At 72.7% G+C, this 24483-nt stretch carries 22 protein-coding genes and 1 tRNA gene; 10 read left to right on the top strand and 13 right to left on the bottom strand.

What is annotated here, in order from left to right; all coding sequences use genetic code 11:
• Nucleotides 1–69: 69 nt before the first annotated feature.
• A complete protein-coding gene (locus ACZ5Y0_RS17750) occupies nucleotides 70–1308 on the bottom strand; it encodes an exo-beta-N-acetylmuramidase NamZ family protein (protein ID WP_469129585.1) in 1239 nt (412 codons plus the stop codon).
• 169 nt (nucleotides 1309–1477) lie between these two features.
• Between ACZ5Y0_RS17750 and ACZ5Y0_RS17745 the strand changes: the two genes are divergently transcribed.
• Genes ACZ5Y0_RS17745 through ACZ5Y0_RS17735 form a run of 3 tightly spaced genes read left to right on the top strand, consistent with a single transcriptional unit; the run spans nucleotide 1478 to nucleotide 4525 of the window.
• A complete protein-coding gene (locus ACZ5Y0_RS17745; protein WP_469129584.1) occupies nucleotides 1478–2242 on the top strand; it encodes an SDR family oxidoreductase in 765 nt (254 codons plus the stop codon).
• Complete coding sequence (locus ACZ5Y0_RS17740) at nucleotides 2239–3906, top strand: class I adenylate-forming enzyme family protein (RefSeq protein ID WP_469129583.1); 1668 nt, start codon at nucleotides 2239–2241, stop codon at nucleotides 3904–3906. The genes ACZ5Y0_RS17745 and ACZ5Y0_RS17740 overlap by 4 nt, the downstream gene beginning before the upstream one ends.
• Before the next feature lie 25 nt (nucleotides 3907–3931).
• Nucleotides 3932–4525 (top strand): TetR/AcrR family transcriptional regulator, encoded by a 594-nt coding sequence (locus ACZ5Y0_RS17735; protein WP_469129582.1) that lies wholly within the window; start codon nucleotides 3932–3934, stop codon nucleotides 4523–4525.
• Between the two features lie 163 nt (nucleotides 4526–4688).
• Here the strand turns inward: ACZ5Y0_RS17735 and ACZ5Y0_RS17730 are convergent, their stop codons facing one another.
• Both ACZ5Y0_RS17730 and ACZ5Y0_RS17725 read right to left on the bottom strand, forming a co-directional pair.
• Nucleotides 4689–5903 (bottom strand): acyl-CoA dehydrogenase family protein, encoded by a 1215-nt coding sequence (locus ACZ5Y0_RS17730; RefSeq protein WP_469129581.1) that lies wholly within the window; start codon nucleotides 5901–5903, stop codon nucleotides 4689–4691.
• Between the two features lie 4 nt (nucleotides 5904–5907).
• Nucleotides 5908–6930 carry a phosphotransferase family protein gene (locus ACZ5Y0_RS17725; protein ID WP_469129686.1) on the bottom strand — a complete coding sequence of 341 codons (1023 nt, stop codon included), beginning with the start codon at nucleotides 6928–6930 and terminating at the stop codon, nucleotides 5908–5910.
• A 314-nt stretch (nucleotides 6931–7244) separates the two neighbouring features.
• Between ACZ5Y0_RS17725 and ACZ5Y0_RS17720 the strand changes: the two genes are divergently transcribed.
• Nucleotides 7245–8189, top strand: a complete 945-nt coding sequence (locus ACZ5Y0_RS17720; protein WP_469129580.1) for an NADP-dependent oxidoreductase — start codon at nucleotides 7245–7247, stop codon at nucleotides 8187–8189.
• Between the two features lie 22 nt (nucleotides 8190–8211).
• Here ACZ5Y0_RS17720 and ACZ5Y0_RS17715 read toward each other — a convergent pair whose 3' ends face one another.
• The 4 genes from ACZ5Y0_RS17715 to ACZ5Y0_RS17700 all read right to left on the bottom strand — a co-directional run bounded on the left by ACZ5Y0_RS17715 (nucleotide 8212) and on the right by ACZ5Y0_RS17700 (nucleotide 10451).
• On the bottom strand, nucleotides 8212–8523 hold the full coding sequence (locus ACZ5Y0_RS17715) for a DUF202 domain-containing protein (protein WP_469129579.1): 312 nt from the start codon (nucleotides 8521–8523) through the stop codon (nucleotides 8212–8214).
• On the bottom strand, nucleotides 8520–8912 hold the full coding sequence (locus ACZ5Y0_RS17710) for a YidH family protein (protein WP_469129578.1): 393 nt from the start codon (nucleotides 8910–8912) through the stop codon (nucleotides 8520–8522). The genes ACZ5Y0_RS17715 and ACZ5Y0_RS17710 overlap by 4 nt, the downstream gene beginning before the upstream one ends.
• 42 nt (nucleotides 8913–8954) lie before the next feature.
• A complete protein-coding gene (locus ACZ5Y0_RS17705; protein WP_469129577.1) occupies nucleotides 8955–9470 on the bottom strand; it encodes an NUDIX hydrolase in 516 nt (171 codons plus the stop codon).
• An 87-nt stretch (nucleotides 9471–9557) separates the two neighbouring features.
• Nucleotides 9558–10451, bottom strand: a complete 894-nt coding sequence (locus ACZ5Y0_RS17700; protein ID WP_469129576.1) for a DMT family transporter — start codon at nucleotides 10449–10451, stop codon at nucleotides 9558–9560.
• Between the two features lie 484 nt (nucleotides 10452–10935).
• Here ACZ5Y0_RS17700 and ACZ5Y0_RS17695 point away from each other — a divergent pair, with 484 nt between their 5' ends.
• The 3 genes from ACZ5Y0_RS17695 to ACZ5Y0_RS17685 all read left to right on the top strand — a co-directional run bounded on the left by ACZ5Y0_RS17695 (nucleotide 10936) and on the right by ACZ5Y0_RS17685 (nucleotide 13321).
• On the top strand, nucleotides 10936–11862 hold the full coding sequence (locus ACZ5Y0_RS17695; RefSeq protein ID WP_469129575.1) for a hypothetical protein: 927 nt from the start codon (nucleotides 10936–10938) through the stop codon (nucleotides 11860–11862).
• A gap of 126 nt (nucleotides 11863–11988) precedes the next feature.
• Nucleotides 11989–12714, top strand: coding sequence for a molybdopterin-dependent oxidoreductase (locus ACZ5Y0_RS17690; RefSeq protein WP_469129574.1), 726 nt, complete (start codon nucleotides 11989–11991; stop codon nucleotides 12712–12714).
• Nucleotides 12698–13321: a cytochrome b/b6 domain-containing protein gene (locus ACZ5Y0_RS17685; RefSeq protein ID WP_469129573.1), complete on the top strand. Its 624-nt coding sequence runs from the start codon at nucleotides 12698–12700 to the stop codon at nucleotides 13319–13321. The genes ACZ5Y0_RS17690 and ACZ5Y0_RS17685 overlap by 17 nt, the downstream gene beginning before the upstream one ends.
• A gap of 90 nt (nucleotides 13322–13411) precedes the next feature.
• Here the strand turns inward: ACZ5Y0_RS17685 and ACZ5Y0_RS17680 are convergent, their stop codons facing one another.
• Together ACZ5Y0_RS17680 and ACZ5Y0_RS17675 are read right to left on the bottom strand one after the other, a co-directional pair.
• Nucleotides 13412–14809, bottom strand: a complete 1398-nt coding sequence (locus tag ACZ5Y0_RS17680; protein WP_469129572.1) for a GntT/GntP/DsdX family permease — start codon at nucleotides 14807–14809, stop codon at nucleotides 13412–13414.
• A 192-nt stretch (nucleotides 14810–15001) separates the two neighbouring features.
• Nucleotides 15002–15520, bottom strand: coding sequence for a gluconokinase (locus ACZ5Y0_RS17675; RefSeq protein ID WP_469129571.1), 519 nt, complete (start codon nucleotides 15518–15520; stop codon nucleotides 15002–15004).
• Nucleotides 15521–15651: 131 nt separating this feature from the next.
• Between ACZ5Y0_RS17675 and ACZ5Y0_RS17670 the strand changes: the two genes are divergently transcribed.
• Nucleotides 15652–16353, top strand: coding sequence for a FadR/GntR family transcriptional regulator (locus tag ACZ5Y0_RS17670; protein ID WP_469129570.1), 702 nt, complete (start codon nucleotides 15652–15654; stop codon nucleotides 16351–16353).
• Nucleotides 16354–16361: 8 nt separating this feature from the next.
• Here the strand turns inward: ACZ5Y0_RS17670 and ACZ5Y0_RS17665 are convergent, their stop codons facing one another.
• The 4 genes from ACZ5Y0_RS17665 to ACZ5Y0_RS17650 all read right to left on the bottom strand — a co-directional run bounded on the left by ACZ5Y0_RS17665 (nucleotide 16362) and on the right by ACZ5Y0_RS17650 (nucleotide 22473).
• Complete coding sequence (locus tag ACZ5Y0_RS17665; protein ID WP_469129569.1) at nucleotides 16362–16736, bottom strand: YchJ family protein; 375 nt, start codon at nucleotides 16734–16736, stop codon at nucleotides 16362–16364.
• Between the two features lie 93 nt (nucleotides 16737–16829).
• A complete protein-coding gene (locus ACZ5Y0_RS17660; RefSeq protein WP_469129568.1) occupies nucleotides 16830–18173 on the bottom strand; it encodes a M1 family metallopeptidase in 1344 nt (447 codons plus the stop codon).
• Between the two features lie 74 nt (nucleotides 18174–18247).
• Nucleotides 18248–22102 carry a Pls/PosA family non-ribosomal peptide synthetase gene (locus ACZ5Y0_RS17655; RefSeq protein WP_469129567.1) on the bottom strand — a complete coding sequence of 1285 codons (3855 nt, stop codon included), beginning with the start codon at nucleotides 22100–22102 and terminating at the stop codon, nucleotides 18248–18250.
• Between the two features lie 286 nt (nucleotides 22103–22388).
• Nucleotides 22389–22473 (bottom strand) — tRNA-Leu (locus tag ACZ5Y0_RS17650).
• Nucleotides 22474–22707: 234 nt separating this feature from the next.
• Between ACZ5Y0_RS17650 and ACZ5Y0_RS17645 the strand changes: the two genes are divergently transcribed.
• Together ACZ5Y0_RS17645 and chpH are read left to right on the top strand one after the other, a co-directional pair.
• Nucleotides 22708–24036, top strand: a complete 1329-nt coding sequence (locus tag ACZ5Y0_RS17645) for a M20/M25/M40 family metallo-hydrolase (protein WP_469129566.1) — start codon at nucleotides 22708–22710, stop codon at nucleotides 24034–24036.
• A 143-nt stretch (nucleotides 24037–24179) separates the two neighbouring features.
• Nucleotides 24180–24413 carry a chaplin ChpH gene (chpH, locus tag ACZ5Y0_RS17640; RefSeq protein ID WP_469129565.1) on the top strand — a complete coding sequence of 78 codons (234 nt, stop codon included), beginning with the start codon at nucleotides 24180–24182 and terminating at the stop codon, nucleotides 24411–24413.
• The last annotated feature ends 70 nt before the right edge of the window (nucleotides 24414–24483 follow it).

Below are 24483 nucleotides of genomic sequence, written 5' to 3'. Positions count from 1 at the left end.
CAGCCGCCCGCCAGGCGGGCACATCACCCCGCGGGCGGCGGGAGTCGGCCAGATGCCAGGCTCACCGGCTCACCGGTACAGCAGGTACTCCCGTCGCACCCGCCGGAACGCGGCCAGCTCCTCCTGCCAGCCCGCCACCACCTCGTCGACTCCCGCCCCCCTGTCGATCGCCGTCCGCACCCACGTCGACCCCGTGAGCTTGTCGATCCACTGGTCGGCACGCCAGCCGAAACCGCTCCAGACCCGCTTGGCGGTCACCAGGAGGGCGATGCCGGTGCGGACGGGATCGAAGGCGTCCCGGTCGTGCACATGGATCTGCACCCCGCCGACCGTCCGGCCCTGGAACTTGGAGAAGGTAGGCGTGAAGTACGCCTCCCTGAAGTGCACGCCCGGCAGACCGAGTTCGTTCACGGCCGCCGCCCACCGCCCGTCGACGCCCTCCGCGCCGAGGAGTTCGAACGGGCGGGTCGTGCCCCGCCCCTCGGACAGGTTCGTTCCCTCGAACAGGCACGTCCCCGCGTACACCAGGGCCGTGTCCGGCGCCGGCATGTTCGGACTGGCCGGCACCCACGGCAGTCCCGAGGCGTCGTACCAGTCCGTCCGCCGCCACCCGCTCATGGGTACGGTCTCCAACTCCACCGGGGCGGCCAGGAACTCCCCGTTGAACAGCCGGGCCAGCTCCGCCACCGTCATCCCGTGCGCCTGTGCGATCGGCTCGCGCCCCACGAACGTCGCGAACTCCGGGTGCAGCACCGGTCCCAGGGCCGCCCGCCCGGTCACCGGGTTCGGCCGGTCCAGCACCAGGAACCGCTTCCCCGCCAGCCGCGCCGCCTCCATGCAGTCGTACAGGGTCCAGATGTACGTGTAGAAGCGGGCGCCGACGTCCTGGATGTCGAAGACGACCGTGTCGACGCCGGAGGCGGTGAACACGTCCGCGAGCCGCTGTCCGCTCTTGAGGTAGGTGTCGTAGACGGGGAGGCCGGTCGCCGGATCGTCGTAGCGGCCCTCGGAGCCGCCCGCCTGCGCGGTGCCCCGGAAGCCGTGCTCGGGGCCGAACACGGCCACCAGGTCCACCCGGTCGTCGGCGTGCATGACGTCGACGATGTGGCGTACGTCGCGGGTGACGCCGGTGGGGTTGGTGACGATGCCGGTCCGCTCTCCGCCCAGCTGGGCGTAACCGGTCGCCCGGAGACGCTCGAAGCCGGTTCGCGTGCGCCGGGCCGCCTGGGCGGTGGCGGGGCGCGCCGTCGCCGGCGGGACGGCGGCTGCCGTCGTCGCCGCCAGCAGGGTTCGTCTGGGCAGATGCATGCCGGCTCCCTGGGTGCGTGGCTGGTCGCGCTGCACGACGGAAGCCGCATGCCGATACGGTCCCGCGCCCCTTAACCGTGTGGCACTTCCCCTTCTCTGAAACATACCGACCAGTTAGTCTGGCGCCGGAAAGCAGGGCTGCGCGCCCGATCCGGGTCGAAGGAGATCGATGGTGGAAGCCGTTCGAGGTGCTGGAGTCGTCGTCACCGGGGCGGGAGGCGGAATCGGGGCCGCGCTCGCCCGGCGTTTCGCCGCCGAGGGGGCGCGGGTCGTCGTCAACGATCTGGACGCGGACCGGGCGAAGGCCGTCGCCGAGGAGATCGGCGGGATCGCCGTACCCGGCGACGCCTCCGCGATCGTCACCGACGCCCGCGAGGCACTCGGCGGCACCGTCGACGTCTACTGCGCCAACGCCGGTGTCGCCTCGGGCGGCTCCGAGGCTGCCGACGCGTCCATATGGGCGCTGGCCTGGGACGTCAACGTGATGGCCCATGTCCGCGCCGCGCAGGCCCTGATCCCCGACTGGCTGGAGCGCGGCTCGGGCCGGTTCGTCTCCACCGTCTCCGCCGCCGGACTGCTCACCATGATCGGCGCCGCGCCCTACAGCGTGACCAAGCACGGCGCGTACGCCTTCGCCGAGTGGCTGTCGCTGACCTACCGGCACCGCGGGATCAAGGTCCACGCCATCTGCCCCCAGGGTGTCCGCACCGACATGCTCGACGCCACCGGCACCGCGGGCGACCTCGTGCTCAAGCCGACCGCGATCGAGCCGCGGGAGGTGGCGGACGCCCTGTTCGAGGGGATCGCGCGGGACCGCTTCCTGATCCTGCCGCACCCCGAGGTCGCCGGGTACTACCAGGCGCGGGCCGGTGACCCCGACCGCTGGCTGGCCACCATGAACCACATCCAGCAGAAGTGGGAGGCCGCCGAGTGACCGCCTCACGCTACGCCGCCAAGCCCTGGCTGGACCTCCTCGACGAGGCCCAGCGTCGCCCTGTCGACCCGACCGGCTCACTGGTGCACGCACTGCGCCGGTGTGCCGCCGAGGCGCCGGAGCGCACCTTCCTCGCCTACTTCGACGGCCGCCTCACCTACCGCGAAGTGGACGAGCTGAGCGATTCGGTGGCCGGGCACCTGGCGGCCCGCGGTCTGGAGCGGGGCGACCGGGTCGCCGTCCTGCTCCAGAACTCCCCGCAGTTCGTGCTCGCCGTGCTGGGTGCGTGGAAGGCGGGCGCGACCGTCGTCCCCGTCAACCCCATGTACAAGTCGGGCGAGGTCGCCCACGTCCTGCGCGACGGCGAGGTGGCCGCGCTGATCTGCGCCGACCGCGCCTGGGAGTCGTACCTGCGGGAGACCGCCGCCCACTCGCCGGTGCGGATCGTGCTGACGGCGTGCGAGCTGGACTTCCAGACGCGCGGCGACGCGCGTGTGCTCACCTTCGAACGGCTGCCGCGGGCCGCGGACGCCGACGACCTCACCGCCGTCGCCCGCGCCGGGCACCCGGCGCCCGCCGGCCGTGACCCGGCCGCCGCCGACACCGCCCTGATCAGCTACACCTCGGGCACCAGCGGCGCACCCAAGGGCGCCACCAACACGCACGCCAACATCATGTACAACGCCGAACGGCAGCGCACCGGTCTGCGCCTGCCCGAGGCACCCGTGTACTACGCGCTCGCGCCGCTGTTCCACATCACCGGCATGGTGTGCCAGCTCGGCGCCTGCCTGAACAGCGCGGGCACGCTGGTCCTGACCTACCGGTTCGAGGCGGGCGTCGTCCTGGAGGCCTTCGCCGAGCACCGCCCGCACTACACGGTCGGGCCGTCGACCGCGTTCATGGCACTGGCCGCCCACCCGGCCGCCACGCGCGAGCACTTCTCCTCGTTCGTGAACATCTCCTCCGGCGGCGCCCCGCTGCCGCCGGCCCTGGTGGAGAAGTTCCGGGCGGGCTTCGGGCCGTACATCCGCAACGGCTACGGCCTCACCGAGTGCACCGCCCCCTGCGCCTCCGTCCCGCCCCAGCGGGAGGCACCCGTCGACCCGGCCTCCGGGACCCTCGCCGTCGGCGTGCCCGGCCCCGACACGGTCGTACGGATCGTCGACGACCAGGGTGCGGAGGTGCCCTTCGGAGAGCAGGGCGAGATCGTCGTACGGGGCCCCCAGGTGGTCCCCGGCTACTGGCGCCGCCCCGACGCCACCGCCGAGACCTTCCCCGACGGCGAGCTGCGCACCGGCGACATCGGCTTCATGGACGAACAGGGCTGGCTGTACGTCGTCGACCGGAAGAAGGACATGATCAACGCGTCCGGCTTCAAGGTCTGGCCGCGCGAGGTCGAGGACGTGCTGTACACCCACCCGGCGGTGCGCGAGGCGGCCGTCGTCGGGGTGCCCGACGGGTACCGCGGGGAGACCGTGAAGGCCTACATCAGCCTGCGTCCGGGCACCGACCCGGACCCGGAGGAACTGGCGGTGTACTGCAAGGAGAGACTGGCCGCCTACAAATACCCGCGGCAGGTGGAGATCCTGCCCGACCTGCCCAAGACGGCGAGTGGGAAGATCCTCCGGCGGGAACTGCGTTCCCGCCGGCACGACAGCAGGTAGGACGAACGGAAGGCAGGTGGCGGCAGTGCCCAGGACGACGGAGGGCGACGGGACGCCCGTGCCGCAGCGGCTGCTGGCCGCCGCCACCCGGCTCTTCGCGGAGCAGGGCTACGACCGCACCTCGGTGCAGGAGATCGTCGAGGCGGCAGGGGTCACCAAGGGGGCGCTGTACCACTACTTCGGCTCCAAGGACGACCTCCTGCACGAGGTGTACGCGCGCGTGCTGCGCATCCAGCAGGAACGCCTGGACGCCTTCGCGAACGCCGACGAGCCGATCGAGAAGCGGCTCAGGGGCGCCGCGGCCGACGTGGTCGTCACGACGATCGAGAACCTGGACGACGCCTCGATCTTCTTCCGCTCGATGCACCACCTCAGCCCCGAGAAGAACAAGCAGGTCCGCGCCGAGCGCCGCCGCTACCACGAGCGCTTCCGCGCCCTCATCGAGGAGGGCCAGCGGGCCGGCGTCTTCTCGAAGGCGACCCCGGCCGACCTGATCGTGGACTACCACTTCGGGTCCGTGCACCACCTGTCCACCTGGTACCGGCCCGACGGCCCGATGAGCCCCCAGGAGGTCGCCGACCACCTGGCCGACCTGCTGCTGCGGGCGCTGCGTCCGTAGGATCCCAGAGCCCGCCGGGCGTACGCCCGCCCGTCCGCGCGGCCCCCGGCGGGGGAGTGCGGGACACCCCGCTCGGGCCGGGAATCCGGCGCTGCGGCCCCGGGTCCGGGAACCGGTGCCGGGAACGGGCGGCGGGGCGGAAACCCCGCCGCACCCCGTCCCCTCACACGTACTTCTTCAGCTCCCGCCGCGCCAGCGACCGCTGGTGCACCTCGTCCGGACCGTCGGCGATCATCAGGGTCCGCGCCCCGGCGTACAGCTCGGCCAGCGGGAAGTCCTGGCTGACACCGCCCGCGCCGTGCAGCTGGATGGCCCGGTCGATGATGTCCACGACCGCCCGCGGCGTCGCGATCTTGATGGACTGGATCTCCGTGTGGGCCCCCCGGTTGCCCACCGTGTCCATCATCCAGGCCGTCTTCAGCACCAGCAGCCGCAGCTGTTCGACCGTCACGCGCGCGTCGGCGATCCAGTTGTGCACGACACCCTGCTGCGCCAGCGCCTTGCCGAACGCGTCCCGTGAGACGGCCCTGCGGCACATCAGCTCGATCGCCCGCTCGGCCATGCCGATCAGCCGCATGCAGTGGTGGATCCGGCCGGGGCCGAGCCGCGCCTGGGCGATGGCGAAACCGCCGCCCTCCTCGCCGATCAGGTTGGTCACCGGCACGCGCGCGTGGTCGAAGATCACCTCGGCGTGGCCGCCGTGGGAGTGGTCCTCGTACCCGAAGACCTTCATCGCCCGCCTGACGGTCACACCGGGGGTGTCACGCGGCACCAGCACCATGGACTGCTGACGGCGGATGTCGGAGCCGTCGGGGTCCGTCTTGCCCATCACGATGAAGATCGTGCAGTCCGGGTTCATCGCCCCGGAGATGTACCACTTGCGCCCGGTGACGAGGTAGTCGTCGCCGTCCCGCTCGATGAGGGTGGTGATGTTCGTGGCGTCGGAGGAGGCCACCTCCGGCTCGGTCATCGCGAACGCCGAGCGGATCTCACCCGCGAGCAGCGGCTCCAGCCACTGCTTCTTCTGCTGCTCGCTGCCGAACTGCGAGAGCACCTCCATGTTGCCGGTGTCCGGGGCGGCGCAGTTCAGCGCGGTCGGTGCCAGCTGCGGGGAGCGGCCGGTGATCTCGGCCAGCGGCGCGTACTGGAGGTTGGTGAGGCCGGCGCCGTACTCGGAGTCGGGCAGGAAGAGGTTCCACAGTCCCTGGCGGCGGGCCTCGGCCTTCAGCTCCTCCACGACCGCGGGGGTGTCCCACGGCGAGGCGAGCCGGGCGCGCTGCTCCTCGGCGACCGGCTCGGCCGGGTACACGTACTCGTCCATGAAGGCGAGCAGCTTGGCACGCAGTTCCTCGGTGCGCGCGTCGAACGCGAAGTCCATGGCGTCAGCCTTCCTGAAGGGTCGTCAGTCCGTGGTGGATGAAGACGGGGACCAGCTCACCGATGCGGTCGAAGCCGCGGCCCACCGTCCGGCCCAGCGTGTAGCGGTAGTGGATGCCCTCCAGGATCACGGCGAGCTTGAACCAGGCGAACGCCGTGTACCAGGAGACAGCCGACACGTCGCGCCCCGAGCGTGCGGCGTACCGCTCGACCAGCTCGGCCGGCGTCGGGTGGCCGGGGGCCGAGGCGGTGGTGGAGACGGGGGAGTCCGGGATTTCCAGCGGCACGCTGTACATCACCAGCAGGCCCAGGTCGGTCAGCGGGTCGCCGAGCGTCGACATCTCCCAGTCGAGGATCGCCCTGATCGTGTCGTCCTCGCCGATCAGGACGTTGTCGAGCCGGTAGTCGCCGTGCACGACCGCCGGGGCGGGGGAGGAGGGCAGCGACCGGCCGAGCGCGGCGTGCAGCTCGTCGATGCCGGCCAGGTCGCGGCTGCGGGAGGCGTCGAGCTGCTTGCCCCAGCGGCGCAGTTGCCGGTCGAGGAAGCCGTCGGGGCGACCGAAGTCGGCGAGGCCCACCTCGGCCGGGTCCACCGCGTGCAGCTCCACCAGGGTGTCCACGAGGGACAGCACCGCGCCTCGGGTGCGCTCCGGGCCGAGTGGGAGCAGCTGGTCGGCCGTGCGGTAGGGCGTGCCCTCGACGAACTCCATGACGTAGAAGGGTGCCCCCAGCACCTCCTCGTCCTCGCACAGCAGCACCGGGCGCGGCACCGGCACACTGGTCGGGTGCAGGGCGTCGATCACCCGGTGTTCGCGCCGCATGTCGTGCGCGGTGGCCAGGACGTGGCCGAGCGGGGGCCGCCGGACGACCAACCGGGAGGCGCCGTCGGTCACCGCGTAGGTCAGGTTCGACCGTCCGCCCTCGATCAACCGACCGGTGAGGGGGCCGTCGACCAGACCGGGGCGCTCCCGGTCGAGCAGGGCGCGCAGCCGGTCGAGGTCGAGTCCGGGCGGGTGGTCGGGGGTCATCATCGCTCCTACGGACGGGTGAACGGTAACCCGCCTATGATGCCGACCGGTCGGTATGTACGTCCAGAGGGGGCACCCAAAGTGATCGGGGCCACCCTAGGACGGCGGCTCCCCGGACTTGCCCCGGGGAGCCGTCGAAGACCGGTGGAGCACGTCTCCCGGACGTGTGCGGGGCGGGGTGCTCCTGGTGAAGGGTGGTCATGCCGCTCGCCTTCGGGGGTACGGGCATGACGTCGGACAGGCGGCCACGCGAACCGGCGCACATCCGGGCATCCGGCTTGCGTGGCGAACGAGCACCCCGGAGGGTCGGTCGCATGAAGGGCATCAGCTACAGCCGGTACGGGGGTCCCGAGGTCCTCGAGTACGGCGAGGTCCGCGACCCCAAGGTCGGCCCCGACTCCGTGCTGGTCAAGGTGCGGGCGGCGGCCGTCAACCCCGTCGACTGGAAGTGCCGCGCGGGCTATCTCGACGGTGCCCTCGACGCGGTCTTCCCGGTGATCCCCGGCTGGGACGTCTCCGGCGTCGTTGTGCAGCCGGGCGCGTCCGTCACCGAGTTCTCGGTCGGCGACGAGGTGATCGGCTACGTCCGCGAGGACTTCCTCTCCCGCGGCACCTTCGCCGAGTACGTCGCCGCCCCGGTGCGCACGCTCGCCCGCAAGCCGCGCAACCTCACCTGGGAGGAGGCCGCGGGCCTGCCGCTGGCCGGCCTCACCGCCCACCAGGTCCTCCACAAGGCCCTCCAGGTCAAGCGCGGCGAGACCGTACTGATCCACGCGGCCGCCGGCGGCGTGGGCTCCATCGCCGTACAGCTCGCCCGCCATCTGGGTGCCCGCGTGATCGGCACGGCGAGCGAGGCCAACCACGACTTCGTACGGTCCCTGGGCGGCGAGCCCGTGACCTACGGCGACGGCCTGACCGAACGGGTGCGCGGGCTGGCCCCCGAGGGCGTGGACGCGGTCTTCGACACGATCGGCGGCGACACCCTGAAGATCTCCGCCAACCTGCTGGCCCCCGAGGGGCGGCTGGTGTCGATCGCCGACAGCGACGTCGTCGACTACGGCGGCCGCTACTCCTTCGTCCGCCCCGACGCCGAGGACCTCACCCGCCTGGCCGAACTGGCCGAAGAAGGCGTGGTGTCGGTCCACGTGTCGGACACCTTCCCCCTGGAACGGGCGGCGGACGCCCACCGGCGAAGCGAGGAGGGCCGCACCCGCGGAAAGATCGCGGTCACGGTGGACTGGCCGGACGAGGCGGAGTGACACCCGCGGCGGTGACGAGACGCTAGACCACCAGTGTCGCCGCACACACCGCCAGCGCCACCGTGCACAGCACCGCCGCGGTGGCGCGCCCGGCCGGCAGGACCGGGGGTACCGGCGTCGAGGCGAGGACGCGGATGCGGTGGTGGGCGAGGACGAGGAATCCCAGCCAGAGCGCGCAGCACGCCACGCACGCCGCGATCGCGGGCGTCGACACACCGCCGTGCAGTGCCGCCTTCACGCCCAGCACGGCGGCCACGGTGCCCGACAGCGTCGTACGCCGCCACGCGAGCCGGGTCCGCTCCGGCTGGAGCCCCGGATCGCGGTCGCCGCTCACCCCTCCCACCCGGCCAGCACCACGACGACCATCGCGACGGCGACCACGGCGACGACGACGCCGAGCAGCGCGGGGAAGCGCGAGACGGGCAGGTCCTCGCCCCGCCGCATGGCCCGCTCGCAGCGCACCCAGTGGTTCACCGCCCGCAGGGAGCACAGCACGCCCGCCGCCAGCAGCGCGAGGGCCAGACCCACCCGCCAGCCCCAGCGCAGGTCCGGCAGGAACTGGTCCACCGCGAACCCGCCTCCGATCAGCGCGAGGGCGGTCCGCAGCCAGGCCAGGAAGGTGCGTTCGTTGGCCAGCGAGAACCGGTAGTCGGGCGTCACCCCTTCCTGCCGGACCCCTTCGGGCGCGAACCACAACCGGACGTTCCGCACGAACTCGCTCACGTCCCGGACCCTACCCGGCGTCCGTCCGCCTGCCCGACGCGCTCAGTCCGCGGCCCGCAGCGCCCGCAGCCGTTCGTACGCGGCGAGGCCGTCCGGCACCCAATCCCAGTCGCTCAGGTGGCTCTCGACCTCCTCCTCCGTGAGAAAGGCGTGCCAGGCGACCTCCTCCGCCTGGGGGCTCACCGGCAGCTCGCAGCGCACCTCGTACACGGCCGACCACCAGCTCCCGCGGGCGCCGCCGTCGTAGAGGAACTTGAAGAGGAACTCCGGACGCGGCAGCCCGCTCACGCCGAGTTCCTCCTCGGCCTCGCGCAGGGCCGCGTCGTCGTAGCTCTCGCCCGCGCCGACCACCCCGCCGACGAACATGTCGTGGAGCGAGGGGAAGACCAGCTTGGTGGGGGTGCGGCGGTGGACGAAGAGGCGGCCCTCGGCATCCCTGGCCCGGACGAAGACGCAGCGGTGGCGCAGGCTCTCGGCGTACACCTGCCCGCGCGGGAGCCGTGCCACGACCCGGTCGTGTTCGTCGACGACGTCGAGGATCTCGTCAGCAGCGCTCATCCGCCCATCCAACCAGGGCCGGGCGGCCGGCCGGAGCCCAGCGCGGCGGAGAGGTCGGTTCCGTGGAGAGGTCGGCGCGGCTGGAGGTCAGCGCGGCAGGAGGGCGGGCACCCGCTCGCGCGGCGCCGCGCCCTGCGGCATCGCCGGATGCAGCCCGAGCAGCACGATGCCCAGGACGACCGCCGCGAGCCCCGCCGCCTCCCAGGCCAGCGCGCCCGCGTCGGTGCGCAGCCGGTCCCCGAGGAAGCCCACTCCGCAGATGATCCCGGCCAGCGGCTGGGCGGCGGTCAGCGCGGGCAGCGACATCCGCAGCGAAGCCGTCTCGAAGGCGCTCTGCACCAGCACCAGGCCGGTCACCCCGAGTGCCAGCACGGCGTACGGCTGCCAGCCGGTGAGCAGCTCGACGAGGCCGCCGTCCGAGAAGCGTTCCCCGCTGACCCGGGTCAGGGCGTCCTGGACGCCGTAGAGCAGCCCGGCCGCGAGGGCGAGCAGCACCGGGCCCGAGGACAGCCGGGAGCGTCTGGCGTACGCGGTGAGCAGCAGGGCCAGTCCGACCATCCCGCCGATGATCAGCCAGTGCCGCAGCGGGTCGGCGACTGCCGTGCCGCCGCGCGGCTCGCCCGCCACGATGAACGCGCTCACCCCGCCCGCGAGCAGCAGCAGGCCCGCCCAGCCCTGGCGCCCCAGCGGCTGGCCGGTCAGGCGGCGGGAGAGGGCGAGGGCGAACAGGAGGTTCGTCGCGAGCAGCGGCTCGACCAGGGACACCTGACCCTGGCCGAGGGCGATCGCGCCGAGTGCCATGCCGGCCACCATCAGCCCGATGCCCCCGAGCCAACGAGGCACGCGCATCAGGTCGAGCAGCAGCCGGGGCGAGAGGAAGTCGCCGAGGGGAGCCTTCTGGGCCACGCTCTGCTGGACGACGAATCCGAAGCCCAGGCAGCAGGCGGCGCTCACGGCGAGAACCAGGACCAGAACCGACACGCTGCGTACCTCGATGATCGGGTCGGGCCACGGGTGGATAGTGGCCGACTGTGGCCTCCTGGCGCGCTCGAACGCCCCAGCAAGTGCCCGGAGAATGCGCCTCGGGGGTCCCCGGTTTCAGGCGCCTGACGCGGTCGCGGCACCGGGGGCGGCGCGGAGCGACCGTACGGCCATGCTGCGGGACGGCGCGCGGCCGCGCCATGGCGTACGCCACATTCACTCGCGCGGACCCGCCCCGACCAGCCGCTGGGTGGGCCAAGTGCCTCTCGCGAGGCGGTACTTGATCCCTGTCATGTGACCTCGGCGCTTGACGGTGAGCGTCGGCTGAGGGTTTGCTGTGGGTGATCGGTCGATTGCGGGCCGATGACGAGCCCGCCGCCGAGACGTACGCGGCCCCTGCCCGGCCCGTCACCGAGGAGGATGAGGAAGTCCCGCGGTGCCCCCACCCCCGTTGTCTGCGGCCCGGAGCCCGGAGCGTCCGGCCGTGACCCTCGACGCCCCGCCCGTCGACGCCCCGCCCGTCGACGCCGCGCTCGACGACACCGCGCTGGCCGGCGCCCGCGCCGCGCTGGTCCAGGGCCGTCGGCAGGCCGCCCGCTCGCTGCTCGCCAACACCGGCGACGACTGGGACCGGCGCGGACACCGGATCACCGTCCTGGCCCTCGAACCGTGCGCCGCCGGCTGGGCACGGGCGTGGCTGGTCGCCGAACCCGGCTCCGGCGACGCCGCCGTCCTGCTCGCCATGGCCCAGGTCCGGCGCGCCCTGCGCGGCAGGGAGACCCCCGACACCGCCCGCGCGGCCTGCCGGGACGCCGCCGCGGCCGCACCCGCCGACCCGACGCCCTGGCTCGGTCTGCTCATGCTGGAGCGCGAGGGCACCCCTGACGCCGTCCGGATCTTCGAGGAAATCCGGGCCCGCCACCGGGACCACCACCACGCCCACCACCTGATGGTCGCCCTGCTCGCCGAGCGCCGCGCCGACGCCGGCCCGGACCCGCTGCACGAGGTCTACGAATTCGCCGCCTGGGCGGCCGAGCGGGCGCCCGCCGACTCCCCGCTGGCCATCCTCCCGATCGTCGCGCACGCCGAGCGCTACCGTGCCCTGGCCGTCCGCGGCCACGCCCCCGCCGACCCGACGACCGCCCTGCACTGGCGCGACCACGGGGCCGCCGACGTGCTGAGGGCGGCCTTCGACTGGTGGCTGGAGTGGGAGCACGACGGCCACCCCCGCCGCCTGGTCGACCTGAACTTCCTCGCCCACGCCACGTTCTGCGAGGGCCGGCCCGCCGAGGCCGCCACCCTGTTCCACCGCATCGGCGAGCACGTCACCCCGGCCCCCTGGTCCTACCCGGACCGCGACCCGTACACCGCCTTCCACGCGGCCCGGAGGGCGGCGCTCGGCCACGAGTAGCCGGTGGAGTGAGGCGAAGCGCCACCGGGGGATCACGTGCGCGGGAGCGCGTGACGTGGTGACGGAATCCCGACGGCCGCCCCGGACCCCTGGTCCCGCCCGCGCCCCGAGTGTTCGAATGGGTGCGTGACATCGGAACCGCCCGAGGAACGCGGCGCCCCCGTCGGCCGCCGCGTCCTCCTCGGCACGCTCGGCCTGGGCGCCCTCGGCGTCGTCGCCGCCCCCGTCCTCCAGCGCGGTCTGGAGGACTTCCTCGGCGGCACCGCGGACAAGGACCCCACCGGCCTCACCGGCCTGCTCCCCAACGGGGGCGGCTTCCGTTACTACTCGGTGGCCTCCTCCGTACCGCACAGGAACGCCGAGACCTACCGCCTCACCGTCGACGGCCTGGTCGACCACCCCGGCGCCTACACCCTGGCCGACCTGCGGGCGCTGCCCCAGACCCGCATGGTCGAGGACGTCCAGTGCGTCACCGGCTGGCGCGTGCCCGAGACCCCCTTCGAAGGCGTGCGACTGTCCGCCCTGCTCGACGCGGCCGGGGTGCGCGCGCGGGCCGGCGCCGTCCGCTTCACCTGCTTCGACGGCACCTACACCGAGAGCCTCACCCTCGCCCAGGCCCGCCGCTCCGACGTCCTGGTGGCCCTGCGCATGCGGGACGAGGACCTCGGCCACGACCACGGCGGCCCGGTCCGCCTGTACGTGGCACCCATGTACTTCTACAAGTCCGCCAAGTGGCTCTCGGGCATCACCGTCACGGAGAAGGTGGAGACCGGCTACTGGGAGAGGCGCGGCTACGACGTCGACGCCTGGGTGGGCCGTTCGAACGGGCGGGACGATGAGCCCACGAGCTGACGGCCCGCCCGCCCCCACCCGGATCCGCCGCTTCAGCCGGGCCGAACGGTGGGTGCACCGCACGACCGCCCAGCTCATGGGCGTGTGCGTGCTGACGGCGGCCTTCCTCTACGTCCCCCAGCTCGCGCAGCTCGTCGGCCGCCGTGAGCTGGTCGTCCGGGTCCACGAGTGGGCCGGCCTCGCACTGCCCGCCCCCGTCCTGGCGGGACTCGCCTCCCGCGCGTTCCGCGCCGACCTCGGCCAGCTCAACCGCTTCGGCCCGCACGACCGCCGCTGGCTGCGCGCCGCGCTGCGCCGGGCCGAGCGAAGGGGGTCCAGGCAGGCCGGCAAGTTCAACGCGGGTCAGAAGGTCTACGCGGCGTGGATCGCCGGGGCGACCCTGGTGATGCTGGGCACCGGACTGCTCATGTGGTTCACCCACCTCACCCCGATCATGTGGCGGACCAGCGCGACCTTCGTCCACGACTGGCTGGCCCTGACCGTCGGCATCGTCCTGGCCGGCCACATCGGCATGGCCCTGGGCGACCCGGAGGCCCGCCGGGGCATGCGCACCGGATCGGTGCGCCCCGACTGGGCGGACCGGGAGCACCCGCTGTGGCGCCGCTGAGCGGCGAACCGGAGGGCGGAACGTGCCGACCGAGGACGTGCCGAAGGCCGACAGCACCTTCCGAACAGCGGGTGCGTCATCCGAGTACTTCTATATGACTAGGGAGAGCAGCAGGACCAGACCGCCGGCGACCACCGAGATGAGGGTCTCCATCACCGACCAGGTCTTGATGTTCTGGCCGACGGTGAGGCCGAAGTACTCCTTCACCAGCCAGAAGCCGGCGTCGTTGACATGGCTGAAGAACAGCGAGCCCGCGCCGATCGCCAGGACCAGCAGGGCGGTGTGGGCGGTCGACATGTCGGCGGCGAGCGGCGCGACCAGACCGGCGGCCGAGATCGTCGCCACGGTCGCCGAACCGGTCGCCAGCCGGATCGCCACCGCGATCAGCCAGGCCAGCAGCAGGGCCGGGATCGACCAGTCCTCGGAGATCTCCAGGACCATCTGACCCACACCGGAGTCGATCAGCGTCTGCTTGAAGCCACCGCCCGCGCCGACGATCAGCAGGATTCCGGCGATGGGAGCGAGGGACTTGTCGACGGTGGAGGAGATCCGCGACCTGGTGAAGCCGGCCGCCCGGCCGAGGGTGAACATACCGACGACGACGGCGGTGAGCAGGGCGATCAGCGGGGAGCCGACGACGTCGAACACGCGTTGCACGGTGGCCTCGGGGTCGTCCACGACGATGTCGACGAGCGCCTTGGCCAGCATCATCACGACGGGCAGCAGGATCGTCACCAGGGTGACGCCGAAGCCCGGACGCCGTGCCAGGTCCTGCGAGGGTCGCTGCGGGATCATCCGGTCCGGGGCCGGGACGTCCACCCAGCGGGCGGCGAACCGGGAGAACACCGGACCGGCGATGATCACCGTCGGGATGGCGACCAGCACGCCCAGCGCGAGCGTCACGCCCAGGTTGGCGTCCACGGCGTCGATCGCGACCAGCGGGCCGGGGTGCGGCGGGACCAGGCCGTGCATCACGGACAGACCGGCCAGCGCCGGGATGCCGATGCGCATCAGTGAGTAGTTGCCGCGCTTGGCGACCATCAGGACGACGGGGATCAGCAGGACGACGCCGACCTCGAAGAACAGGGGCAGACCGATCACCGAGGCGATCAGCACCATCGCCCACGGCATCGAGCGGCCGCCCGCCCTGTCGAGGATCGTGTCCACGATCTGGTCGGCGCCGCCGGAGTCTGCCAGCAGCCTGCCGAGGATCGCGCCGAGCGCGATGAGCACGCCCACACTGGCGACCGTGGCGCCGAGACCGGTGGTGAAACTGGCGATCGCCTTGTCGAGGGGCGCCCCGGCGAACGCGCCCAGCGCGAGCGAGCCGATGGTCAGCGCCAGGAAGGCGTGAAGCTTGAACTTGGTGATGAGCAGGACGATGACGGCGATACCCGCCAGCACGGCGATGCCCAACTGGGCATGGCCGGCCGAGGTGATCGGCTCGACACTGTCCGCCGCCAGCATCTCGACGCTGAGTCTGGTCACGGGGGTCCCTTACACGTACGGGGGATGGGGAGAGGGGTACTGCGGGTACTGCGGGGGGCCACTGCTGTGGCGGACCGCGGGTGCTGCGGTGGCGCACCGCTGTGGGGTACTGCGGGCGCTGCCGCGGAGCCGCCGCGGGAGCGGGGTGGTACTGCGGGTGCATGCCCGGGGACCGCCGCCGGAGCGGAGCGGCTACCGCCGGGCGTCGGGAAGCCCGTCGAGTGCCTTCGCGGCCCGTGCGGTGATCTCCTCGGGCGTCCCGGTCACGTCGACCGCGACCCCCGTCTCGTCCGCTCCGAGCGGCTGGAGCGTGGCGAACTGGGAGTCCAGCAGTGCGGTCGGCATGAAGTGACCCTGCCGGTGCGCCATCCGGTCCTCGATCAGCGAGCGGTCGCCCGCGAGGTGCACGAACACGATCTCGGGGGCGGCGGCTCTGAGCCGGTCGCGGTACGACCGCTTCAGCGCCGAGCAGCTGACGACCCCGCCCAGCCCGGCCCGCCCGTGCGCCCAGTCGCCGATGGCGTCGAGCCACGGCCCCCTGTCGGCGTCGTCGAGCGGGGTGCCGGCCGACATCTTGGCGATGTTGGCCGGCGGGTGGAAGTCGTCGCCCTCCGCGTAGGGAACGCCCAGCCGGGCGGCGAGCAGGGGACCGATCGTGGTCTTGCCCGTGCCGGCGACGCCCATCACCACGACGACATGGGGGGTACGCATCTCTGCCTCGCTGTCTTCGTCGACACCTGATGTCGACGACACTGAAACCCATTAGGTACGACGAATTCAAGAGTCTGTGACAAATAAGTCTGACTTTACGGCTCGGTGATCCGCCCCAGTACGCTGAGTGCATGACCACTCCGGGCCGGGGTCTGCACGGCCATGTACTCGACACCCTCGGCCCCGCGATCACCGCGGGCGAGTGCCCTCCGGGCAGCGTCCTGCGCACCGACGAACTCGCCCAGCGCTTCGACGTCTCCCGTTCCGTGATGCGCGAGGCGGTCCGGGTCCTGGAGTCGATGCACCTGGTCCAGTCCCGCCGCCGGGTGGGCGTGACGGTGCGCCCGAAGGCCGAGTGGAACGTCTACGACCCGCAGGTCATCCGCTGGCGGCTGGCCGGCGCCGACCGCCCCCACCAGTTGCGCTCGCTCACCGTCCTGCGTTCGGCGATCGAGCCGGTCGCGGCGGGCCTGGCGGCACGCAACGCCACGGCGGAGCAGTGCGCCGAACTGACCGAGTGCGCGCTCGGCATGGTGGCCAACTCCCGCGGCCACCAGCTGGAGGGCTACCTCGTCCACGACGTCGCCTTCCACCGCGTGATCCTCACGGCCTCCGGCAACGAGATGTTCGCCCGCCTCGGCGACGTCGTCGCGGAGGTCCTCGCGGGCCGCACCCATCACGAGGTCATGTTCGAGGACCCCGACCCGACCGCCGTCAGCCTGCACGTGCGGCTCGCCGAGGCGGTCCGTGAGGGCGACGCGGACCGCGCGGAGAAGCTGACCCGCGAGATCACGGTCGGCGCCCTCGAGGAACTGGACATCCTGGCGCCGTAGCCCGCGCCCTACTGCTGCGGAAACTTCCCGTCCACGTACACCCACGCCCCTTCCACCCGCTCGAAGCGGCTCCGCTCCCGCAGCGCGCCGCCCCGGTAGGACGCCCGGAACTCCACGATCCCCCTGGCGTGGAACCCGGACCCGTCGACCGTGTCGAGGATCTCGAGCCCCGTCCACCGCATCCGCGGATCGAGGTCCAGCCGCTCCGGCCGGGTCCGCGGATGCCAGGTCCGCAGCAGATACCCCGCGTCCCCCTGCACGAAGGCGCAGTACCGCGACCGCATCAACGCCTCGGCGGTCGGCGCGGCGGCGCCGGTGTGGAAACGGCCGCAGCACCCCTCGTACGGCTCGGGCAGCCCACAGGGGCAGGAACGCATGGTCATGTCCGCCATTGTGCTAGGCGTCTTTCGGGAGTCCCGTCTGCCCCCGCGACGCCCGGCACGCACGCTCAGCGGTCGTACCGCTGGAAACACACCCTAGACGGCCGTCCGCGTCTGCGGCGGCGGCAGCGGCGGCAGCGCCGTCCCGTACAGCCACGTGTCGAAGAGGTCGTCCAGCGGCTCGGCCGCGAACCGTGCCGCGTGTGCCGTGAAGGCGGAGGTCGTGACCGCCCCGCCGCGGTGCAGACCGAGCCAGGCGCGCAGCATCCGGAAGAACGCGTCGTCGCCCAGCGCGCAGCGCAGCGCGTGCACGGTGAGTCCACCCCGCTCGTAGACGCGGTCGTCGAACATCGACTTGCGTCCGGGATCCGCCAGCCTCAGGTCCTGCGGCAGGGCGGACAGCGACCGGTGCGCGGCGGCGGCCAGTCGCTGCGCCGTACGGCCGCCCGAGCGCTCCGACCACAGCCACTCCGCGTACTTGGCGAAGCCCTCGTTCAGCCAGATGTGCCGCCAGTCGGCGATGGACACGCTGTTGCCGAACCACTGGTGCGCCAGCTCGTGCGCCACGAGCCGCTCCGAACCCCGCGCCCCGTCCACATGGTTGGCGCCGAACAGCGACAACCCCTGGGCCTCGACGGGGACATCGAGTTCCTCCTCGGTCACCACGACCGCGTACTCGTCGAACGGATACGGTCCGAAGAGCTGTTGGAAGAGGTGCATCATGCCAGGCTGGCGCGCGAAGTCCCGCGAGAACCGCGGCAGCAGGTCCGCCGGGATGTGCCCGTGCTGCGGCACCCCGCCGAGTCCCGGATCGCCGAGCAGTACCGTCTGGTACTTGCCGATCGACAGCCCGACCAGGTAGCTCGACGTCGGCGCGGACTGCTCGTACACCCAGGTCGTGGTGGACGCCTTCGTCGTCCGTGTCAGCAGCCGGCCACCCGCCACCACCGAGTACGCGGACGGTGTCGTGACCGAGATCTGGTACGACGCCTTGTCCGCGGGCCGGTCGTTGCACGGGTACCAGGAGGGGGCACCGACGGGCTGGCTCGCCACCAGCGCCCCGTCGCCCAGTTCCTCCCAGCCGATCCCGCCCCAGGGGCTGCTGACCGGCGTGGGGTTGCCCGCCCAGTGCACCTCGACGGTGAACGCGGCCCCGGCCCGCAGCGGCTTGGCGGGGCGCACACGCAGTCTGCCGCCGCGGTGCGTGTAGTGCGCCTGCCGGCCGTCGACCCGGACCCGTCCGATCTTGAAGTCGGCCAGGTTGAGCTGGAACTCGGCGAGCGGCGAGCGCCCGGCTATGGCGTTGATCCGGGCCGTCCCCGAGAGCCGGTTCGGTCCGGGCCGGTAGTCCAGCGTCAGCTCGTAGCGATGCACCCGGTACCGGGGATCACCGTTGGCCGGGAAGTACGGGTCCGACCCACCTGCATGCTGAACTGCCACTTCCGCGTCCGCTCCCTGCGCCGTGCTGCCACTGCCCGCCGGTGTGCCCTCGTCCGGGTCCGAGCGGCCGGCGTTCAGGGACGCCACGCTTCGATCGGGTTGCCGAGCCAGCGGGTGTCGTCCGGGACGGACTCCGCGGCCATCACGAGCGACGCCGGACCCAGGGTCGTCCGGGCCCCGATCGTGCTGCCGGGCAGCACGATCCCGCCAGGGCCCAGCGTGGCACCCTCACGGAGGACCACAGTATCCGTCCGCAGGATCCGGTCGTGGAAGAGGTGAGTCTGGAGCACACAGCCCCGGTTGACCGTCGCCGCGTCCTCCAGCGTCACCAGGTCCGTCTCCGGCAGCCAGTAGCTCTCCACCCACACGCCCCGGCCGATGTGCGCGCCCAGCCCGCGCAGCCACGCCGACAGCACCGGCGTACCCGGCACCGAACCGGCCAGCCACGGCACGGCCACCACCTCGACGAAGGTGTCCGCCAGCTCGTTGCGCCACACGAAACCGCTCCACAGCGGGTGCTCCCCGCTGCGGTGTCGCCCCACGAGCAGCCACTTCGCGGCGATCGACACCAGGGCCGCCGCCCCGCCCGCCCCGAGCAGCACCAGGCCGGACAGCAGGGGCGCCCACGTCCCCAGCGCGCACAGCGCGGCCACGGTCAGCACCGCGAGACCGGCCGAGCAGAACACCGGCACGATCCGGCACAGCTCCACCAGCGCGCGCGCCCACAGCAGCCGCGCCGGCGGCTCGTACGTCCGGCTCTGGTCGCCGCCGGCCGCCGCCCGCGGCAGCTTCACCGGCGGCAGTCCCAGATAGGAGCTGCCCTTCTTGGCCTTCTTCGGCGTCGCCGACAGCACCCCGACGAGGCCGCCGTCCGGAACGCTCCGCCCCGGCCCGGTCATCCCCGAGTTCCCGAGGAAGGCCCGCCGCCCGATCTGCGCCCGCCCGATCCGCATCCAGCCGCCGCCCAGTTCGTACGGCGCGGTCAGCGTGTCGTCCGCCAGGAACGCGCCCTCACCGACCGTCGTGAGGCTGGGCAGTGCGAGCACGGTCGACACCTCGGCGCCCTTCCCGATCCGCATCCCCAGCAGCCGCAGCCACACCGGCGTGGCCAGCCCCGCGTACAGCGGGAAGAGCGTCTCTCGCGAGCGGTCCATCAGCTGCGTGACCGTCCAGGCCTGCCAGCCGACCCGGCTGTGCGTCGGATGCGTGCCCTCCCGCAGCCCCAGACTCAGCAGCCGCACGGCGACCAGGATCAGCAGCGCGTACGTCAGCCCGTAGGCGAGCGTGGCCGGGACCAGGGCCAGGGCGGCACCCGTCGACGGGGCGTCCGGCGGGACGAGGGCGTACCCCACCAGCAGCGCGGCTCCGGCGGCCGGCACCGGCAACAGCGTCAGCCCGGCCCCCGCGACCCCGTACATCAGTCGCCACACCCGACCCCGGGCCGGCCGCTCCTTGGGCCAGTTCCGCTTGGCCTTGCCGAGCTTGCCCGCCGGGGCGCCCGCCCAGCGCTGTCCGGTCGGGACCTGGCCGGTGACGGCCGAACCCGGTGCCACCTCGGCCCGCTTGCCGACGCGGGCGCCCGGGAAAAGGATGCTGCGCGTACCGACGACGGCATGCGCACCGATCCTGACCGGGCCGATCTCCAGCCGGTCGCCGTCCAGCCACCAGCCGGAGAGGTCCACCTCGGACTCGACGGCCGCACCCCGGCCCAGCCTCAGCATGCCGGTGACCGGCGGCAGGGCGTGCAGATCCGCGTCCGGACCGATCTTGGCGCCCAGGGCGCGGGCGTACCGCTCCAGCCAGGAGCCGGTCAGCGAGGTCGCCCCCGTGAACTCGACGAGCCGCTCGGCGGCCCACAGCCGCACATGCACCCCGCCGCCGCGCGGATGACGGCCGGGCTTCACCCCCCGCAGCAGCAGCCGTGCCCCGCCCGCGCCGAGCGCGAGCCGGCCCGGCGGGCTGAAGAACAGCAGGGCCCCCGCGACCAGGACCCACCAGGGCGCGGTCGGCAGCCGGCCGTAGGCGGGCAGGACATTGCCGGCGGCGGCCAGGACCAGCGTCCAGCGCAGCCCGAGCAGGGTGAAGAGGGGCAGCAGCAGCAGAACCTGCGCCAGCTGGGCGCGGCGCGGCACCGGCGCGACGGTGCGCCGGGAACCGTCGTCCTGCGCGGACTCCTCCAGGTGCCGGGCCAGCTTGCGCAGCGTCGGCCGCTGGTAGACGTCGACGACGGCGGCGCTCGGATAACGGGTGCGCAGCCGCGTCGTCAGCTGCGCGGCGGCGAGGCTGCTGCCACCGATCGCGAAGAAGTCGTCACGGGCGCCGCCGACCGGGATGCCGAGGATTTCCGTCCACTGTTCGGCGAGCCATGCCTCGGTGCCGTAGAGCGGCTCGGCCGGCCCGCCCGTCTCCAGGCCCTCCAGCGGCCACGGCAGCGCGGCCCGGTCCACCTTGCCCGACGTCCGGGTCGGCAGGTCGGCCACCGGCGCCAGCAGCGGCACGAGCGCGGCGGGCAGCTCGGCACGGAGCCTGGCCACGGCCGCGGCCTGGTCCCAGCCGTCCTGGACGACGACGTACCCGACGAGGAGCTGGTTGCCGCTGCGCGCCGTGCGCACGGCGGCGGCCGCGCTCGCGACCCCGGGCAACGCCTGGAGCGCCGAGTCGACCTCGCCCAGCTCGATCCGTCGCCCGCCGAGCTTGATCTGCTCGTCGGCCCGCCCGAGGAAGACCAGCCCCTCGGGCTCCGCCTTCACCAGGTCACCGCTGCGGTACGCCCGCTCCCAGCCCAACGACTCCAGCGGCGCGTACTTCTCCGCGTCCTTCTCGGCGTCCAGGTACCGGGCGAGCCCCACGCCGCCGATCACCAGCTGCCCGCTGCCGCCCATCGGCACCGGGGCACCGGCCTCGTCCACGACGGCCAGCTCCCAGCCGCGCAGCGGCAGCCCGATCCGGATCGGCTCGGCCCCGCTCATCAGCGAGGCACAGGCCACCACGGTCGCCTCGGTCGGCCCGTAGGTGTTCCAGACCTCGCGTCCCTCGGTCACCAGCCGCTGCGCCAGCTCGGGCGGGCAGGCCTCCCCGCCGAAGATCAGCAGACGCACGTCGTTGAGGGTCTCGGGCTCCCACAGCGCGGCGAGCGTGGGCACGGTCGAGACGACGGTGATCTCCTGTTCCACCAGCCAGGGCCCCAGGTCGGTACCGCTCCTGACCTGCACACGCGGCACCGGCACCAGGCAGGCGCCGTACCGCCAGGCCAGCCACATCTCCTCGCAGGAGGCGTCGAAGGCGACGGACAGCCCCGCCATCACCCGGTCGCCCGGCCCGATCGGCTCCTCGGTGAGGAACAGCGCGGCCTCGGCGTCGACGAACGCGGCCGCGCTGCGATGGCTGACGGCGACGCCCTTGGGCTTCCCGGTGGAGCCGGAGGTGAAGATGATCCACGCGTCGTCTCCGGCGCCGGGCCGCGCGGCCGGCACGTCGGAGCGGCCGTGGACGGTCAGCTCGTGCCCGGCACCGACGACGGCCCTGACCTCGGCCTCCCGGAACACCAGCTCGGCCCGTTCGTCGGGGTCCTCGGCGTCGACGGGCACATACGCCGCCCCGGCGGCCAGGACGGCGAGGATCGCGACGTACAGGTCGTTGGTCCCGGACGGCACCCGGACCCCCACCCGGTCGCCGAGGCCGACCCCGGCGCCGGCCAGCCGACGGCGCAGCCGCTCGACCTCCACGGCCAGCTCGCGGTAGGTCAGTTGGGTGGTGCCGTCGTCCAGGGCCGGCTCGTCGGGGTACGAGCGCACGGACGCGTCGAGGACGTCGACGAGGGTGCGTGGCGAGGGGGCCGGACCGCCGGAGAAACACGCCGTGTCGCCGAGTCGTCCGCGGGTCTCTTCGTCGAGCAGGCCGAGAGCGCTGCTCTCGTCTATGGCTGCCATGGGGTCCTCGCGTCTCGTGCCCGGAGACCTCCGGGGCGCTGGCGGGCCCGCAGGTCCGCCTGGGGTTGTCCGGCTCCAGCCCGTGACAAGCCGGTGGTTCCAGCCCGTGACAAGCCGGAAATTTTAGTACGACGCCAGGGTCGAGCCCTGCCGTCGGCCGGCCCGGGACGGCCGCCGAGCGGTCGCGGGGGTGCCGTGACCTGGTGATCTTCGGACGGGGGAGAGATGCCCCACACCAACGAGCGAGGGCCCCGACCTCACGGTCGGGGCCCTCGCTCATCTCACGTGTCCGAGGGGGGACTTGAACCCCCACGCCCGATAAAGGGCACTAGCACCTCAAGCTAGCGCGTCTGCCATTCCGCCACCCGGACAAGGTGTCTGTCGCGCGGGTCTCCCCTGCGGCGACGACGCAAACATTACCAGGCTTTCCGAGGTGCCCGATCACAGCCCGACTGCCGTGCGTCCGTCGTCCGACTGCTGTCCGTCCGTCGTCCGCCGCAGCGGCCGCGAACGGCGTGTGACGGGCCGGGACCGGTCTTGGGCGCGGGCGGCGGGGAGGGGGAGGATGAGGGGGACCAGCAGCAGTGACAGCGGGAGGAACCAGCGTGAGCGCGACGGACGACAGGGCCAGGAGCGTCACCGGCGAGGACGAGGTCGTGGACCTCTGCCGCGAGCTGATCCGGTTCGACACCAGCAACTACGGCGACCACTCGGGTCCCGGCGAGCGCAAGGCGGCCGAGTACGTCGCCGAGAAGCTCGCCGAGGTCGGACTCGAAGCGAAGATCTACGAGTCGCACCCGGGGCGTGCCTCCACCGTGGCCCGCATCGAGGGCACGGATCCGTCCCGGCCCGCGCTGCTCATCCACGGCCACCTCGACGTCGTCCCCGCCAACGCGGCCGACTGGACCCACGACCCCTTCTCCGGCGAGGTCGCCGACGGATGCGTGTGGGGCCGGGGCGCGGTCGACATGAAGGACATGGACGCGATGACCCTGGCAGTGGTCCGTGACCGGCTGCGCTCCGGACGCAGGCCGCCGCGCGACATCGTCCTCGCCTTCCTCGCCGACGAGGAGGCGGGTGGCACCTACGGCGCCCGGCACCTCGTCGACCGCCACCCCGACCTCTTCGACGGCGTCACAGAGGCGATCAGCGAGGTGGGCGGGTTCTCCTTCACGGTGAGCGAGGAGCGGCGGCTCTACCTGATCCAGACGGCCGAGAAGGGCATGCACTGGATGAAGCTGACCGTGGCCGGCACCGCCGGGCACGGCTCGATGATCCACCGGGACAACGCGATCACGGAACTTTCCGAGGCGGTGGCCCGGCTCGGCCGCCACACGTTCCCGGTCCGGGTCACCAAGACCACCCGGGCCTTCCTCGACGAACTGGGCGACGCGCTCGGCACCCCGCTGGACCCCGAGGACATGGAGTCCACCCTGGCCCGGCTCGGCGGCATCGCCAAGCTGATCGGCGCCACCCTGAGCAACACGGCCAACCCCACCCAGCTGAACGCCGGATACAAGGTCAACGTCATCCCCGGCGAGGCCACCGCCAACGTCGACGGGCGCTTCCTGCCGGGGCACGAGGAGGAGTTCCTCACCGACCTGGACCGGATCCTCGGCCCGAAGGTGCGCCGCGAGGACGTGCACTCCGACAAGGCGCTGGAGACCTCCTTCGACGGGCCGCTGGTGGAGGCCATGCAGTCCGCGCTGCTCGCCGAGGACCCCACCGCCAAGGCGATCCCGTACATGCTCTCCGGGGGTACCGACGCCAAGTCCTTCGACGACCTCGGCATCCGCGGCTTCGGCTTCGCCCCGCTGAAGCTGCCGCCGGAGCTGGACTTCGCCGGCATGTTCCACGGCGTCGACGAGCGGGTGCCCGTGGACGGCCTCCAGTTCGGCGTCCGCGTGCTCGACCGCTTCATCGACGCTTCCTGATCGGTAGGGCCCGTATTCGCCATCCTGTGCGGGCATCACTGAGATGGGTGAATGCGACGATAAGCACGTAGCCCCATTACTCCCTCCTCGTTACTGCTGGTGCGATCCGTTGCTTGGGATCGCATTGCCAACAAGGAGGAATAATGATCAAGAAGATCGTCGCTGCGGCGGCTGCCACCGGTGGTCTGGTTCTCGCGGGTGCGGGCATGGCCGTCGCCGATTCGGGTGCCCAGGGTGCCGCCGTGCAGTCCCCGGGCGTCGTTTCCGGCAACGTGATCCAGGTGCCGGTCCACGTCCCGGTGAACGTCTGCGGCAACACGATCTCGGTGATCGGGCTGCTGAACCCCGCCTTCGGCAACGCCTGCGTCAACAAGTGACGTCGACCCGCTGAGGGGTCGTCCACCGTCGGCCCCGGAGTGCACGCCATGCGCTCCGGGGCCGTCGGGT

The organism is Streptomyces sp. NPDC033216 (genome assembly GCF_055577115.1).
Note: the sequence above shows the minus strand (reverse complement) of the source record. Positions and strands in the feature narration are given on the sequence as shown.